The organism is Modicisalibacter xianhensis (assembly GCF_900113605.1).
GTDB lineage: Bacteria > Pseudomonadota > Gammaproteobacteria > Pseudomonadales > Halomonadaceae > Modicisalibacter > Modicisalibacter xianhensis.
Genome location: NZ_FOPY01000016.1, coordinates 1 through 15,258 on the forward strand (window position 1 = coordinate 1; position 15,258 = coordinate 15,258).

At 60.0% G+C, this 15,258-nt stretch carries 14 protein-coding genes; 3 read left to right on the top strand and 11 right to left on the bottom strand.

What is annotated here, in order from left to right; genetic code table 11:
* Positions 1 to 293, bottom strand: a 293-nt coding sequence (locus BM194_RS20505) for a helix-turn-helix domain-containing protein (protein ID WP_143097591.1), incomplete at its 3' end; no start/stop codon positions are given.
* 113 nt (positions 294 to 406) lie between these two features.
* The gene (locus BM194_RS17045) at positions 407 to 1,606 is read right to left on the bottom strand and encodes a TauD/TfdA family dioxygenase (protein WP_092849276.1); all 1,200 of its coding nucleotides are present in this window, start codon (positions 1,604 to 1,606) and stop codon (positions 407 to 409) included.
* Between the two features lie 126 nt (positions 1,607 to 1,732).
* Between BM194_RS17045 and BM194_RS17050 the strand changes: the two genes are divergently transcribed.
* The 3 genes from BM194_RS17050 (at position 1,733) to BM194_RS17060 (ending at position 4,403) form a co-directional block, all read left to right on the top strand.
* Positions 1,733 to 2,599: a LysR family transcriptional regulator gene (locus tag BM194_RS17050; protein ID WP_092849279.1), complete on the top strand. Its 867-nt coding sequence runs from the start codon at positions 1,733 to 1,735 to the stop codon at positions 2,597 to 2,599.
* 42 nt (positions 2,600 to 2,641) lie between these two features.
* Positions 2,642 to 3,094: a hypothetical protein gene (locus tag BM194_RS17055; RefSeq protein WP_143097618.1), complete on the top strand. Its 453-nt coding sequence runs from the start codon at positions 2,642 to 2,644 to the stop codon at positions 3,092 to 3,094.
* A gap of 163 nt (positions 3,095 to 3,257) precedes the next feature.
* Positions 3,258 to 4,403: an aldo/keto reductase gene (locus BM194_RS17060; RefSeq protein ID WP_092849284.1), complete on the top strand. Its 1,146-nt coding sequence runs from the start codon at positions 3,258 to 3,260 to the stop codon at positions 4,401 to 4,403.
* A 30-nt stretch (positions 4,404 to 4,433) separates the two neighbouring features.
* Here the strand turns inward: BM194_RS17060 and BM194_RS17065 are convergent, their stop codons facing one another.
* The 9 genes from BM194_RS17065 to BM194_RS17105 all read right to left on the bottom strand — a co-directional run bounded on the left by BM194_RS17065 (position 4,434) and on the right by BM194_RS17105 (position 15,227).
* Complete coding sequence (locus BM194_RS17065) at positions 4,434 to 5,231, bottom strand: M90 family metallopeptidase (protein WP_092849286.1); 798 nt, start codon at positions 5,229 to 5,231, stop codon at positions 4,434 to 4,436.
* Positions 5,231 to 6,808, bottom strand: a complete 1,578-nt coding sequence (locus BM194_RS17070) for a bifunctional GNAT family N-acetyltransferase/carbon-nitrogen hydrolase family protein (protein WP_092849288.1) — start codon at positions 6,806 to 6,808, stop codon at positions 5,231 to 5,233. Before BM194_RS17070 ends, BM194_RS17065 begins: the two co-directional genes overlap by 1 nt.
* Positions 6,809 to 6,945: 137 nt before the next feature.
* Positions 6,946 to 7,644, bottom strand: coding sequence for a dienelactone hydrolase family protein (locus tag BM194_RS17075; RefSeq protein ID WP_092849291.1), 699 nt, complete (start codon positions 7,642 to 7,644; stop codon positions 6,946 to 6,948).
* 121 nt (positions 7,645 to 7,765) lie between these two features.
* Positions 7,766 to 8,800, bottom strand: a complete 1,035-nt coding sequence (locus BM194_RS17080) for a WD40 repeat domain-containing protein (protein WP_177223453.1) — start codon at positions 8,798 to 8,800, stop codon at positions 7,766 to 7,768.
* 169 nt (positions 8,801 to 8,969) lie between these two features.
* Entirely contained in the window at positions 8,970 to 10,706 is a 1,737-nt protein-coding gene (locus tag BM194_RS17085) for an alpha/beta hydrolase (protein ID WP_177223454.1), read from the bottom strand.
* A gap of 176 nt (positions 10,707 to 10,882) precedes the next feature.
* On the bottom strand, positions 10,883 to 11,731 hold the full coding sequence (locus tag BM194_RS17090) for a DUF4123 domain-containing protein (protein WP_177223455.1): 849 nt from the start codon (positions 11,729 to 11,731) through the stop codon (positions 10,883 to 10,885).
* Positions 11,719 to 13,965: a type VI secretion system Vgr family protein gene (locus BM194_RS17095; RefSeq protein ID WP_092849297.1), complete on the bottom strand. Its 2,247-nt coding sequence runs from the start codon at positions 13,963 to 13,965 to the stop codon at positions 11,719 to 11,721. Before BM194_RS17095 ends, BM194_RS17090 begins: the two co-directional genes overlap by 13 nt.
* A gap of 86 nt (positions 13,966 to 14,051) precedes the next feature.
* Positions 14,052 to 14,570, bottom strand: a complete 519-nt coding sequence (locus BM194_RS17100; protein WP_092849300.1) for an Hcp family type VI secretion system effector — start codon at positions 14,568 to 14,570, stop codon at positions 14,052 to 14,054.
* Positions 14,571 to 14,822: 252 nt separating this feature from the next.
* Positions 14,823 to 15,227, bottom strand: coding sequence for a heme-binding protein (locus tag BM194_RS17105; protein ID WP_092849303.1), 405 nt, complete (start codon positions 15,225 to 15,227; stop codon positions 14,823 to 14,825).
* Positions 15,228 to 15,258 lie beyond the last annotated feature (31 nt).

Genomic DNA, 15,258 nt, shown 5'->3' on the forward strand with positions numbered 1-15,258 from the left:
TGGGCCTTCTGCTCGGCCAGACGCAGCTTCTCCTCAAGTTCCTTGATGCGCTGCTCCGGGGTCGGAGGCGATTTTGGCATGACAGGTCTCCTGGCGGCGCGCTCCGTGGCCCCGGGACGCCAGTCCTGGTGACCATAGCGACGCAACCACTGTAGTACCGTCGAGCGGCCCTGGATACCGTAGCGAGCCTGAGCCTGCTTGTAGGTCATCTCGCCGCGCTCGACCTGGTCTACCACCGTCTGTTTAAAGGCCAGGGTGTAGTCCCGCTGGGTGCGTTTAATGCGTTGATTCATCACGTTCTCCCAAGATAAGGGGCGGAACGTGTCAACTCTATTCAGGACAGGTCAAGGTGGTAAAAAAAGCCGAACCGTGATTCTTGTGCTGTCGACGGCGCGGACGCTGGGCATCAGCGTTGGCGTGACAGTACGCGCAGTCGCGACTCGAGCAGGTCGAGATCGAGATAAGTGCCCTGCAGGTGACGCTTGCCGGTATTGGGGTCGAAGGCGCGACGTCCGTGCAGTACGCGACGGTTGTCGAACGCGATCATCTGGCCCGGCGCGAGGGCGAACTCGATCTGGTGGCGCGGGTCGTGCAGCAATTGCCAGAAGTGGCGATAGGCGGCGTACCAGGCATCGACGTCATGCAAGGGCAGGCGCAGGGTATCGCGAATCCAGTTATTGAAGCGGATTTCCAGCGGCCTGCCATCCTCGTCCAGCTCAATGATCGGGGCACGGATGGCGATGTCGTGCTCTTCGTCCTGAAAGCGGAAGTCGATTGGCGTCTCGCTGAGGATACGGAAATGCTCCGGCGATTCCTGACGCAGGATCTCGGCGACGGTGAAGCCGTCGGCAAACGTCGACTCGCCACCCTCGGCCTCGTTCTGTAGGCAGTAAAGCAATTGAATGTCGGGCGGCTGTCGCCAGTTGGGCAGGTCGGTGTGCAACGCCAGCGCAATGGGCGTATAAGCCGCATTGTTGGGGTTGGGCTTGGATCGTACGTCGAAACGCGCCCCGAAGTTGGTGGCACGCATGGGGCCGATGCGTCCGGCCAGGCGGCTGACTTCCTCTTCGACCAGCGGGCCATCGTCGAGCAGGACGAGGCCGTCACGCAGCAGTGCCTCGAGCCACTGACGCTCGCCATCGCCCTCTTCCTCCATGAAATCATTATGCGAGACCCGCTCGGGCGTGAATCCCACATGCCAGGGGCGACGGGGCGGAACGATCTGGGCCGGGGTGAACGCGGCGTTCTCGAGTCGCCGCTGATGCAGCCAGACCGGATCGAAGCGGCTGACATGATCGTCGGCCCAAGACAGCAACAGGTTGCCGTCAACCACTCGGGCAGCGGGAGGTGTCTCGATGTCGTCGAGGGGGATGAAGAGACGTTCCCGCGTCAGTGGATGGCGGCACTCGACACAGGCGCAATGATCGCGTAGCCACAGCCAAGGGAAATGCGCCTGGGTATCATCGTCCCAGCGCAGCGTGACCCGGGCGCCAGTAGTGACAGCGTCGACCAAGGCAGGTCCCTCGGCATGGGCAGCGAGTTCTCCCATGTCGATGCGGGGACGAGCGGTGTTTTGCTCGTCATGTTGCGGTGTTGCCGTTTGCATCGAAACCTCCTGGACGCGGTTGGACAGGTGATGTTGATCGGTGAACAAGGATGAAGATTGAGCATGCCTGGGACAAACGATTAATCTGGGGGCTATGACCAAGCTCCGCTAATGACTCACTTGCCCATGAAACCCCTTCCTCCCGTACTCTGGCTGCAAGCCTTCGAAGCCGCCGCACGCACCCTCAGCTTTACTGAAGCCGGCAATGAGCTCGGCGTGACCCAATCGGCGGTTAGCCAACGCATTCGCTTGCTCGAAGACCGCCTGGGCCAGAAATTGTTCGTACGCCATCCGCGTAGCCTGACGCTGACACCTGCCGGGCAGGCCTGGTTGCCAAGTGTGCAAGAGGCCTTCACGCGGCTGGCCGAAGGTACGGCTGAAGTGTTCGGCCCGCACCCGGAGGCGCCTGTCACGCTGCGTGCCACCCCGGTCATGCAGCAGACCTGGCTGGTGCCTCGCCTGCTCGAGTTCCATCGCACCCAGCCCCAGGTAGCAGTACACCTTGTCAGTGCGATCTGGACCGAAGACTTCGGGCCCGAAGGTGCCGATCTGGAAATCCGTTACGGCAGAGGCGACTGGGAGGGGTTCGAGGCACACTCGCTTGGTGCTGAGTCGATGTTGCCGGTGTGCTCCCCTGAGGTGGCTGAACGACTGCATTCGCCAGCCGACCTGGCCGGCGAGACCCTGCTGCATGCGCTCGGCTTTGCCGTCGGCTGGCCTGCCTGGCTGGAGCAGGCCGGCGTGCCGGGACTTGACAGGCAATGTCCATCGATCACCTGCGACAACCAGGTCACTACTCTGACACTGGCAGCCCAGGGCGGCGGCGTGGCCCTGACGCACGACAGCCTGTTGGCTCGGCGTGACGATCTTGTCGCACCGTTTTCACTGACCGTTCCCAGCGATGAGCGTTTCTGGTTGGTACGTCCCTTGCGCTTGCGCTGGCGCCAGGAGGCCGGGCTGCTCTGGGACTGGCTGATGCGTTTCGCCGACTGAGGCCTATGCTGTAGTCAGTATCTCACCATGGAGGCAGAGGCGATGAGAGACACATCAAAGCCAGCATTCCGCTGTCGGCGCCAAGCCGCAACCCTGCTGATGGCTGCCTCGATAGGAATGGTGACTGCGCTGGCGGGGGCGGATGATATGCCCCGGACTGACGACAGTGGCCGCGATCAAGCTCAGTGGCAGCAAGGACACTCCCGGGAACGCCCCGACAGGCACGGCAATGAGAGGCGCTTTGATCGTGACGATCATCACCACGACCAGCGCGAGCGACGTGGTGATGGCATGCAACTGGAACCCCGCGTCGAAGTGATCGTCGATGACCTGTCGACTCGCGAACCGGCACGACGAGAGTCCCGGGTAGACGAAGATGAGGGCGCAACTATCTGTCGCCAGGCACATAGCGTGACCTGGTCCACTCGCAACCTGCCTTGCCCCGATTCGCAGCCGGCCGAGCGCTCCAATGTGTGGTCGACCACCGACAAGTAAGCACCGGCAGCTCCGGTGCATGTCATCGATTCCCTGCTTTCATTTCGTTATGAAACCAATGGTTACGTTCGGTTGGTGGTGATCCCTGCGTTCTTGTTCCAGTCTTGAATTCGATTGTTCTTCTTTTTCAGACCGCACTTGCAGCGTCCAAAGGAATGAACGCATGCCAAATCGTCGCGAATTTCTAGTTGGCGCGGCCGCCGCAGCCGCAGCTACTTCTGCTTCAAAGCTACTGGCTGCTCAGGATGGCCCCTCACTGAGCAACACCAATGTTGGTGGTAACAATCAGGGAATCATTTCCGAATTGCCAGAAAACCCACCCTTGGCTTCCAAGCTGTTTCCGCCCGAGCATAAGTTCGGTGTCGGTGGGACACAACTGGGAAATATCTTCAAGGTCACGCCTGATGAAGAGGCCGAGAACATGCTCGAGGCCTGTTGGGAAAATGGCGTGCGCTATTTCGATACGTCGCCGTTCTACGGCATGGGCCTCTCCGAGCGCCGGTTAGGGCATTTTCTCAATGGCAAGCCGCCGCAGGAATACCTGCTGTCGAGCAAGATAGGGCGGTTGCTAAAGGCCGATGCATCGGTGGATAGCCAGGGCAACTGGAAGGGTGACCTGAACTTCAGCTACCACTTCGATTACACCGCCGCCGGCACGCGTCGTTCCATCGAGGACAGCCTGCAGCGTTTGGGCGTTCCCAAGATCGACATCGTCTACATCCATGACCTGACGCCAGGCATGCTGGGCAAGGATTGGAGGGAGTACCTCGAGACAGCGCGCAAGGGTGCCATGCCTGAATTATCGCGTATGCGCGAGGAGGGCATCATCGGCCACTGGGGAATGGGGGTGAATAATATCGAAACCTGCCTTGCGGCCATGGAATCCGCCGATCCAGACGTGATGCTTCAGGCCACCAAGTACAACCTGATGGATCATGAAGAGGTCCTTAACCGCCTGTTTCCGAAGTGTCGCGAGAACGATGTCTCGGTGATCGTCGGTGCGCCGTTGGGTGCCGGCTTTCTCGCCGGGGTGAATCGTTGGTTATACAGTGATGGCATTCCCGACGGCTATTGGGAGAAGCGTGATCGTATTGCTCAGATCGCCCATCAACATGGCATCGATCTGCGTACGGCCGCACTGCAGTTCACGGCGGCACCGGATGTAGTCGCCGCGACCATCCCTGGCGCCCGCAATGCGCAACAGGCGCGCGAGAACCGCGCATCGATGAATGTCAGGATTCCTGCCGAGTTCTGGCAACAACTCAAACAGGAAGGGTTGATTGCCCAGGATGCACCCACACCTGGCTAAGCTGCGCGAGGGATGAATACGCTGGCCGGTTCAAGCGCGTCTGTAGGCTTTGAACCGGGCCAGCGGATCCTGGCGAAAATAGCGGTGCAGCAAGGAATAAAGGGTAGGGTAGGCGTCACTCAGGACATCCGGCGCAGTGAAGAAGTGTTCGCAGCAGACGGCAAAACACTCGGCGGGATGGGTGGCGGCGTAATCGTCGATGGGCGTGGGTTCGCCGCGCTCGAGGTGGGCTTGTAGATCATCCCAGACGGCCATGAACGTCTGGTACCACTCGCGACCGTCGATATCCGACGAGAGCGGTGGCAAGCCATCGGCATCCAGCGAATTATCCATGTCGAGCTTGTGAGAAAGCTCGTGAATGATCACGTTGAACCCGGTCCAGTCACCACTGTCACGCACATCGGCCAACGACAGCACGACGGGCCCCTGATGCCAGGTCTCGCCGACCCTCTCATCCGTGTATTCATGCATGACGCCGGCTTCATCCATTTCGGCGACCTGACAACGAAACGCCTCGGGCAGGACAACGATCTCGTGCACGCCGGCAAAAACCTCTTCGGCATCGGCATCATTCCACCCCAGCGTGAGCAAGCCGGCCTGGGCCAACAGGCTCAAGCGGTCGGCCAAGTCGAAGTCCAGCCCTTCCGGCAGGGTCAAACGCTTGCGATGCAGCATGCGCCAGGTGCGCTGCGCCAAGCGTTGGCGTTCCTCGTCACCAAGGGCGGCCAACAGCGGCAGGCGTTCACAAGCCTGTTGCCATTCCGCTTGAGGAAAAGGGTGGCGGGCATCGAATCGCTCGGCCCGCCACTGGCGCCACTTGTGCAGCATTAGTGATCTTCCTGCCGGCCCCCGGATGGCCGGCCCCCGCTCTTCCAAGACCAGTCGCGCCAGCGCAGGTCGAACAGGTCCTTGCGGCGGTCCTTGAGGTTGGTCACCGAGCCTTCCGAACGAACGATCTTCAAGCGCAGCAGGTCGAGATCCGAGAAGATCACCATTTCGGTATTCGGCGTTGTCTCGGAAAGTACGGCATCGTGCGGGAAGGCGAAGTCGGAAGGCGAGAACACTGCCGACTGGCCGTACTGGATATCCAGATTCTCGATCGAGGGCACGTTGCCTACGCTGCCGCACAGTACCACGTAGCACTCGTTCTCGATGGCGCGGGCCTGGGCGCAGTGGCGCACCCGCAGGTAGCTGTTCTTGGTGTCGGTCCAGAATGGCACGAAGAGAATATCCATGTCCTGATCGGCGAGCAGGCGCGGCAGCTCCGGGAACTCCACGTCATAGCAGATCAGGATGCCGATGCGCCCGGCATCGGTCTCGAACACGCGCAACTCGTCGCCGCCTTCCACCACCCAGTCGCGACGCTCCTGCGGTGTGATATGCAGCTTGGCCTGGCTCTCGGTGGAACCGTCGCGATGGCATAGGTAGGAGACGTTGTAAATCCTGCCGTCCTCGCCTTGTTCGATCATCGAGCCGGCAATGATATTGATATTGTAGGAGACCGCCATTCGCGAGATTTCGGTCTTGAACTGCTCGGTGAAGCCAGCCAGGTAGCGGATCGCCTGGAGCTGATCGGACTGGTCTGTCAGTCCCATCAACGGGGTGTTGAAGAGTTCGGGCAAAACCACGAAGTCGCTTTGGTAATCGGACACTGCATCGACATAGTATTCGACCTGCTGCAGGACCGACTCTACCGAGGCGAACTCACGCATCTGCCACTGCACGGCGCCGACGCGGACCTGAGTGCGGCGCGACTCGAGGATACGCTCGGCGGGCTCGAAGAGGATATTGTTCCATTCGAGCAGCGTGGCGTAGCCCTGCGACTTTTCATCCTCCGGCAGGTACTTGCGCAGCAGGCGCTTGACCAGGAAACCGTTAGCAAGCTGGAAGGAGAGAATCGGATCGTGGATTTCCTTGCGCGCGACCTTTTCCAGATACTCGGTCGGGGACATTTCCTCGGCGTACTGGTGATAGTTGGGGATGCGCCCACCGGCCAGGGTCGCACGCAGGTTCATCGAGCGGCACAGTTCCTTACGAGCTTCGTAGAGGCGTCGACCCAGGCGATGCCCGCGGTAATCCGGATGAATGAGCACATCCAGGCCATACAGTGCATCACCATCCGGATTGTTGAGGATGATCTCACGATGGCCGATCAGGTCGTCATACTTGTGCGGGTTGGAAAAACGGTCATAGTCCACCAGCGCGGTCAGCGCCACGCCGACAATCCGGCCGTCATCCTCGATCACGATCTGGCCGTCGGGAAACTCCGAAATCAGCTTGTCGATGGTCAGCTTGGGCCAGGCGCCCCCGATATCGTTATAGACGGAATCCATCAGCGTCTTGAGCTGCGGATAGTCGTCCAGCGTCAGGTTGCGCAGATTGAGATGGAGATCGTCTAGGGACATGGGCGTCTCGAGTCCTTGGGTTAAGGCAGTAGGTTAACATGCAGGCATGACCGCCAGGACGACCATGGACAGCAAACGCCATCAGACGTTCACTGTCCTTGCCCTTGCGTCGGGAAAAGCGAGTAACGAGATGATGCTCAGCGGCCAAGCGTTTCCAGGAAGGCCAGGGCACGGCCGTGCGAGAGCGCCGAGGCGTGCTGGTCGTAGGCGCTGCGTGCCCAGCAGTTGAAACCATGATCGGCGCTATCGTAGACGAACATTTCGGCATCGTCGCGTTCGGCAAAGGCCTGGCGTGTCTGCTCGATATGTTCGTTGGTGATGTGCTTGTCCTGACCGGCGAAGTGAAACTGGACGGGAACCCGTAACTGGTCGGCCTTATCGAGGTGGTTGGCGATGCCGCCGGGATAGAAGCATATCGCGGAATCCACGCCTGCCTTCAGGGCGCTGCGGAAGGAAAGAATGCCCCCCATGCAGTAGCCCAGCGAGGCCACCTTGCCCTCGAGTTCCGGCCGGCCACGCAGCGCCTCGACCGCGCTGGCGATATCCTCGATGGCCTGGTCTGCATCCATGGCCTTCATCAGGGAAAAAGCCTTTTCCATATCTTCCCCTTCATACCCCAACTCAACGCCGGGCTCCTGGCGCCAGAAGACATCCGGGGCCAGCACCACGTAACCATCCAGCGCGTACTGTTCCGCAACGCTGCGGATATGCGCGTTGACACCGAATATCTCCTGCAGCAGAACAATACCGGGGCCCTTTCGTGCCGGTGGAAGGGCAAGATAGCCTTTGAACTTACCGCCGTCCCTGGCGGTGATGTCGATCCATTGCGATGCCATTGAAGACTCCTTGACGATGCGGGACAGGCGATAGTGCCAAGGCCTGTCATGGTAACGGGTCCAGTCTAGGCATCATCAGGCTACTAGCGCCAACCAATGGCGAGAGTCGTTCAGTGTGAAGCTATTTCGCCACCCACTCCTTGGTCAGCGTGCGCTCGTCGGGATCATAGCGGTAAACGGTGATGCCGCCGTCGTTGACATGCCCTGTGACCAGCACATGGGCCTGTGGCGACGTGGCGATGCTCTGGCTGCGAAGATAGGAAAACGTCGATGGGTGAGGATCGGTGCCGAGGTCGAAGTACTTCTGTGGCCAGGGGTTGCCGGCCTCGAAGAGCGCAATCCAGTGCTTGTAGATGCCGAAACGCAGAAACTCCTTGCTGTCGTTGATGAATGCAACCGCGACGGTAGTCGTTGTAGTAAGCTCGCTGTTCCCCCATCGATCGGGTTTTTCAGCTTTAGGAGTGGGTATTAATCGGCTTCGGTCAAATTTCCTCGGATCATCAAGATCATAAGGTGCATCTTCAAGAAACACACCGCTATAGTAGCTGGCCATTCGGTTGCTTTTTGTGGGAGTATCAGTATTCCAAAATAGGCCAATAGTGCTTTCATCTCCACTAACTACCCACTTTCCATCAGGGCTAATGGTGGCGTCTACCTTGGAGTTGTTTCCCGAGAGGTTAGCAATAGGTCTTAATGTTTCAATGTCCCAGAGCACGACGCCGCCGTAATAACTAAATAACTGGTTTTCGACAATGGCAGGTTGTTCTGCAGGATCGAATTCTTCATCGCCAGATGAGCCAGCTGACAAGAATGTTTCATTCTCCTCGGATAAAGTAAGATGCATGAGCTTGCCCGACCCAAGAAAGCTGGGGGAGTTTCCGTCTTGTTTAATTGGTTGAATATTTTCACCATGGTCATGAAACAAGTTCCATTCACTATCTGAGGCGATGTAGTGATTCAGGCTTGAATCTATGACATGTCCATAAGTCGGGAAATGAGAGAAGTGCTCTATAATTTCTCCATTTACTGTTTGTATATAGACTTCATTGCTTAGGTCCTGCCATAGAAAGGCATTGCGATCATGTATAAAATAAGCGCTGTATATGTTGGCATTGCTTGATAATATCTTTCTGTTTTGTTTTTCAAGATTCCACAAGACTAAGTGCTTCGAAGCGTGACTGCTGATAGCATACCGTCCATCATTTGAGACACCAATGACTATGGCAGGGCCGAGGCTATTATTGGGTTTGTATGCAGTAGAGCTGCAACCTGCCATGAACAAGATGGAGGTTGTAGTTACTATCTTTTTAAGACAATGTTTGAAATTAGTAATCACCAAAACGTGAACCTCTCATCAGTCTCTTCATGATTCCATCTTGGTAACTTTTAACGAATATTTCCTCAGTAGGGTATTTCATCGCCGAATGCGACGGAAACCAGAGGGACTGATTAATTGCATCAAAAACCTTTACACTTATCCTTGGTTCAAAGAAAGGCTCTTTTATGAAACTTTCGAACCCAATCAACCCCAACGCCGGTCTCACGTCGGTATCCCTCGGCTGCCAGCCGTCCCGTTGAGCGAGTTGCCGCAGTTTATGCGCAAACAGGCGGGCCATGGATTCGCTGATCCGGTAGTGATGCGACAGGGGTTGGAGCAGGTCGTAAGTCGGCAAGGGAGTATCGGCACGCAACGGCCCCCAGAGGATCGTAGTTGCAACACGACGGGCCTCGTCGACGATGGCTTGTTCGATGGTGTCCCAGGCGCGTTCGATCTGCCATTGAGCATAACCATCGCCGTTACGCGCCTTCTGTTGCGTGTAAGTCTGAAATGCCGGCATGCAATCCTGACTGATTTTTCTGCAGCGCTCGAAATAATAGTCCTGGAAATAGCGCAGGCCGTCACCGGCAATGGGCGGAAAGGTCCACCACTTTTTCGTGTAGGCGCCACCGAGCTTGCCTGTCTGGTCATCGGTCGTGTCGTCGAAAAACGTGCGTATTCCGCGAAGGGCGCCAAGTAGTCCACTATCTTCTTCTATCAATGCGTCCTTGGCCGAGGGACCGAGAATACCGTCTTCGTGGGAATGCAGCACCACGACATTGTTGGTGGCAAGGTGGGCCGTGGGGAAAGTGCCCATGCCCAGTGGATGGACTTCTCGGGCCGGGCTGTGGGCAAGGCTGTCTGTTCCAAAGCCGTCACGACGCGGAGGCGTATCGGTGAAGGGTGTATCCGGGGACAGCGCATTGTCGGCGACGGCCGGCTCCCAGAGAAACAGGTTATCGATGCGTTGCCGCATGCCGTGCGCACCAAGAATGTTCAGGGCGGTCAGCACGACTCGGGCTCCCAGCGAGTGGCTGATCAGGTTGATGGTGATCCCGGCCTCGATCAGTTGCACCAGAATATTGACCAGGCGCCTGCCACTCTTCATCGCCGCGAACTCGGCCTCGATGAATTCGGTGGTGCCGGTGTCGCCAGGCCAGAACACGCCGACGATCCGTGTGTACTGGCGCCAGTCGTCGTCAGGCAGCCCGGCAGCGCGGTTCAACTGATATTCCATGTTGACCAGCCAGTTGCATGCACCACTGCCATTCAACCCGCGTTCGTCGGCATCTGTCGCCTCGCTCTGGCACAGTGTCGCCGTGGCGGCGCTGCCGTTGGGAACAAGCTTCGGCGTGCCTGGTTGCATTGCGGCCAGGCCGGAGAGGTCGGCGTTGTGAGTGAAACGCGCCCAGTTGCCATGCGGTACGTTGTAACCGTGCACGAAGATCGTGGCGTTATTGCCATTCAGGCGAAGCTGCTCGACGTCGGTGTCGCTTAGTCGGTCGACACTATCCGGAGCCGGTTCGCGTAGGTTGACCACGATAGGCGGGGGAATATAGATGGCCTGGATGGTTGTCTCGGGCATGGCCACGGCGGCCTGAGGCGCGATGAGGCCGCACGACACCGGATGACAGGGGGCGTCGTCAATGGCAACGAGATGATAGCCGGAGACATTGCCTATCTGCCATGCCACGGGACCCGCTGCCACGCGTGGGTGCCGGCTGAGTCCTTCGGCATTGATCACGCCATGATGATGCTGACCTCGATGGTCGACGAGCTCCACTGGCGCGCCTTCCGGCAAGGGGCGGCCAAGCGTGTCGCGGTGCTCAATGGTCACCAGAGTCAGGCTGGCGCAATCGGCTCGGGATATGGCACCGTTTCCGGTTTGCAGGCTGGCTTGCAAGGCTGGAGCGAGTTCACTCACAGGCATGTCTCCTGCGAGCTTGCAGGCTGTCGGCCAGAACGTCTTTCCCCCATGCCACGCTCGGCAAAGCGAGCTTCCAGATGCGATAACTTTGTCCGCCAGTCGCCAGGGATTGACTTGATTTCCTGACAAAGCGTGGGGCAGATGGTGCTGTCGAATTGGCACCGCGCCAGCCGCTCGCAGCCTTGAACCCGGGCATGTTCAGTGATGAACCCCATCGCTGGCATCTGCTGGTACCACTCGGCCAGGCGCGTCAGGGGCAGTCCATGGCGCTCGGCGATCGGTTGCAGTAATGCCTGCCCACGCCAGGCCTTGAGGCAGCGTTCATGGTATCGCGTCAACCGAAAAGGCGTGTCAGATGGCGTATAAGGCATCGCTGCTTCGCTTGGCTGTGAAAGTGCCCAGGGCTGGCCCAATGCGCGTCCCGACATCGCTACGAGAGGGCCCAGCAGCCGGTTGTAGTCACTGTCGCTCAGCGAGGCATGAATGCCGGCGTAAAGGCGTGGGTCGGCATACCTAAACAGAACCACGGCACCATTGTCGCGCAGGGTATGGGTCAGACTGCGCAGATGCGTCTCGATGACGTCCAGCTCTGCCGCCGATTGCAGTTCGATGACGATGCCTTCCTCGACTCGGCGCTGCAACCATTCGTGTCCCTCGCTGGTCGTGGGAGCCACCAGTACTGGGCCCCGCTCGGCAGCGCTGGCCTGTCCGGTGTGAAGATAGAGCAGGGTATAGCGGGGCGCCGGCTCGACCTCGAACAGATGACGCAGCCCATCCCGATACCAGGCGAGATCGAACAGGTAGTACGTTGCGAGGCCATGGCTAGCATTCATGTCTGGCATCGGCATTGTTCTCCCAGATTGCAATTGTCGGGGCCGCCCATCCGCGCGGTATCGCGAATCTGACAGACTTCCACGACCGCAGCGGCCTGAAGCGCGGCTTGCAGAAGCTGCTCATGGGTGACAGGGGTAATGGCACTGTGCTGTTCAGGCGTCGCCTGGCCGGGAAGGCGAGGTGTTTCGGCCGCCTGCCCCGAGCCACTGCTCGCACTGCCACCTGCGTTGATACGCACATTGGAGCCGACAATGGTGACCCCGCTGGCATCGAGCGTCAGAAAATTGCCACCGGCAGCGAGTGTCAGTTCGTCACCGGCCTCGAGCACGATCTGCTGGCCTGCCTTGATATGCAGCTCGCGCCCGGACTCGCTGAGCCAGGCCTTGCCCGCCTTGAGATGCAGGCTGCCGTTGACGGTCAGGCTGTGTGTGGTGTCGATCTTCTCGCGCCGCTCGCCATGCACGGTGAGGTGCGTGTCGCGGTCGATTTCCTCGAGGCGGTCGCGCTTGACGCTGAGGAAGCTGTCGTTACGGATTTCCTCGGTGCGGTCGTGCTCGGTGATCAGTTCCAGGTCGCGCTGGGCGTGCACCCAGATCTGCTCCCGATCCTTCTCGTCCTCGAAGCGCAGCTCGTTGAAGCCCTCGCCCTTGTGGCTCTGGGTGCGGATCACGGTGCGTGTCTTGTGCTCGGGCAGCGGGTAGGGTGGGGTATTCACCGCATGGTAGGTGCGCCCGGTGATCAGCGGCTGGTCGGGGTCGCCCTCGAGGAACGACACGATGACTTCATGACCGATGCGCGGAATCGCCATCACGCCGTAGCCGCCGCCGGCCCAGCCCTGGCTGACCCGCAGCCAGGCGCTGCTGGCTCCTTCTGCGGCGTTGCCGCTCGCCCCGGCGGTATCACCCTTGGCATACCGGTCCCAGGGGAACTGCACCTTGACCCGGCCGTGCGGGTCGCAGTAGATCTCCTCGCCTTCGGGGCCGACCACGAAGGCCACCTGCGGGCCATCGACACGTGGCTTGGGAGTCGGCGCGGGCCGCCAGGCACGGTCGCCGGGGGCCAGGGTCAGGGTGTTGGCGTAGCGGGTCATGGCTTCCGAGCCTGCCCGACCCTGCAGGCCTGGCTGCCCGCCCTGATGGAATCCATCTTCTTCCAGCGCCTGGGGCTGCTGACCCTCATGGATCACGCCGAGTACCTGCCAGTCGCGGTTGAGCGCGGCGTTGTCGTGGTCGGTCAGGGTGAAGGTGGTGCCCGGGCACAGCTCCGGCAGGTCGCTCTCGGCCTCGGCGGTGACGGCATCACGACGCAGGTGTTCCAGGCGGACCCGGGTGAAGGCTTGGCCGCTGGCGTCTGTCTTGTAGCGCCCGGGGTAATCGTAATGTTCGTACCCTTGATCAACGACGCCACACTGTGCGTATTCGTTCAGTCCCTCTGCTGATGGGTTGTATAACTGGGTATGTAGTTGTGAATAGGCGGGCTGCTTGAACGAGTAGTCCTTGAGCTGGGCGCTGGACGGACGCACCCGGGCGGTTTGGCGCCAGCGGCGCAGGTGGCGGGTCGGGGCGCTGCCGCCGGCGCGGCTGTGGTAGGTGCGCGGTCCCAGCGCGGCGAGTCCCTGCGGGGCATCGGCGAAAACCAGGCGATGCGTGCCGCCGACGGTATCCTCGCCTTTCCCCTCAAACAGGTGGAAGTAGAACAGCCCTTCCTCGGCGGCCAGGCGCTCGAGGAAGGCCAGGTCGGTCTCGCGGTACTGCACGCAGTATTCGCGCTCGGCGGGCTCGCGGGTCACCGCGAAGACGGCATCGGTAATGCCGCGCTCGGCGAGCAGGGTATGGATGATGGTCAGCGGCGAGACGTGCTGGAAGATACGCGAGTTATGGCGCAGCGACAGGCGCCACAGCGCCGGGCGCACGACGAGCGAATAGCGGGTCCGGCGATGGCCGCGGTCGCCCTGGGCAAACTCGCTGACGATGCCGTGAAAGCGACGCAGCGCCTGGCCGTCCTGCCATACGCTCAGGGTCACCGCGCGGTCGAGCCAGTCGGCGGGTGCCAGGTCGTGCCGTTGGCTGGCGAAGTCGATCACCAGGCGGAACGGCGCGGAAAGGGTTTCTTCCATCTTGAAGTCGATGACGGCGAAGTCAGCCGACTGATTGGGCAGGGCATCGGACATGCTGTCATCGATACTCGGCCCGGGCTCGGCACCAAGATGCAGGGAAAACCGTAATCCAGTCGAAGTATCCATGAAAGCAGGCAACCGGGAAGTTAATCAAACAACGGGCGCCGAAGCACCCGCTGTGCGAGCATCGAACGTGCGGTATCGCGTGAGCGTTACGCCTCGATCGGCGCGCGCCAGTCATCGGAACCGGAGGTGCCGGCGACGGTGTGCTCCCAGTCGATCTTGCGGTAGGCCAGGGACACGTCCATCAGTTGAGTGAATTCGGCCTTGGTAGAATCCTGGGCGTGCGGCATGCGCAGGTTGATGTCGACGATGGTGGCGTCGGTCAGCGAGGTGGTGAAGAAGTGCTCCTGCTTGCCTTCGATGGAGGTGCGATACCACTTGAGCTCGACCTTGGGCAGCATCTCACCGGAGGCTAGCGCGTTGTACATCAGTGGCACGGCCTTGTTCAGGGCCACGGTGAAGATGAACGGCTTGTGCGCGCGCTGGCCGGACGGCTGACCGGATTGCGGGTCGGTGGGTACGGTGACGACGTGCTTGAATTCCTGCACCAGCATCTGGTCTTCATGACCTTCGACGTAGATGTTGCCCACGGAATCCGGCGTGAAGGCACCGGCGGTGATGTTGCCCTGGGTCTGGCCTTCGATGCTGATGTAACAGGGTGTCGGCATGGTCTGCTTCCTTGATGGTAGGTTGAATGTCCTCAAGAGACATGCAATCCAGGCGAATTCCGTGCCACAGGTAATAAAGGAGCGTAAAAACAGTAGGTTGCTGTTGTGTGGGTGAACGTAGGCTTGACTGGCGGGGTAAGGCCTTGCCTGGACCGGGCAACAATTTGCCATCAGGGCAGGGCGTTGCGCTGGGAGGATAAGCCATCCCCGGCATAGCCGGGGATGGGCAGGGCAGCCTGGGGAAGGTACCCGTCAGCCGGCGACGGCTTGAACGCCGGCCTTGGCGACCTGCACGTCCTGTTCGGGCTTGACGCCGGAAATGCCTACGCTACCGGCAACCTGGCCGTCGACGATGACCGGCACGCCACCAGACAGCAATGCCTGCATCGGGGCGGTGACGAAGGCGGTGCGACCGTTGTTGATCATCTCCTCGAAGACCTGGGTCTCCTTGCGGCCGATGGCGGCGTTACGCGCCTTTTCGGTGGCGACGCCGGCACTGAACGGGGCGGCGCCGTCCATGCGACGCAGGCCCAGCAGATGGCCGCCGTCGTCGGCCACGGCGATGGTTACCGCCCAGTTGTTAGCCTGTGCCTCCTTTTGGGCCGCGTCGAGAATGGCATTGACATCGTCCAGAGTGAGAACGGATTTTGTCTGCATAGGGGTCTCCTTGGGTTGGTTATTTTTAGTG

Bases quoted from the DNA above. Each gene is read 5' to 3' on its own strand.
- BM194_RS17070 (WP_092849288.1), bottom strand. From the start codon at position 6,808: ATGTCCCTAGACGATCTCCATCTCAATCTGCGCAACCTGACGCTGGAC.
- BM194_RS17065 (WP_092849286.1), bottom strand. From the start codon at position 5,231: ATGCTGCACAAGTGGCGCCAGTGGCGGGCCGAGCGATTCGATGCCCGC.
- BM194_RS17095 (WP_092849297.1), bottom strand. From the start codon at position 13,965: ATGGATACTTCGACTGGATTACGGTTTTCCCTGCATCTTGGTGCCGAG.
- BM194_RS17055 (WP_143097618.1), top strand. From the start codon at position 2,642: ATGAGAGACACATCAAAGCCAGCATTCCGCTGTCGGCGCCAAGCCGCA.
- BM194_RS17045 (WP_092849276.1), bottom strand. From the start codon at position 1,606: ATGCAAACGGCAACACCGCAACATGACGAGCAAAACACCGCTCGTCCC.
- BM194_RS17060 (WP_092849284.1), top strand. From the start codon at position 3,258: ATGCCAAATCGTCGCGAATTTCTAGTTGGCGCGGCCGCCGCAGCCGCA.
- BM194_RS17075 (WP_092849291.1), bottom strand. From the start codon at position 7,644: ATGGCATCGCAATGGATCGACATCACCGCCAGGGACGGCGGTAAGTTC.
- BM194_RS17100 (WP_092849300.1), bottom strand. From the start codon at position 14,570: ATGCCGACACCCTGTTACATCAGCATCGAAGGCCAGACCCAGGGCAAC.
- BM194_RS17050 (WP_092849279.1), top strand. From the start codon at position 1,733: ATGAAACCCCTTCCTCCCGTACTCTGGCTGCAAGCCTTCGAAGCCGCC.
- BM194_RS17105 (WP_092849303.1), bottom strand. From the start codon at position 15,227: ATGCAGACAAAATCCGTTCTCACTCTGGACGATGTCAATGCCATTCTC.
- BM194_RS17090 (WP_177223455.1), bottom strand. From the start codon at position 11,731: ATGCCAGACATGAATGCTAGCCATGGCCTCGCAACGTACTACCTGTTC.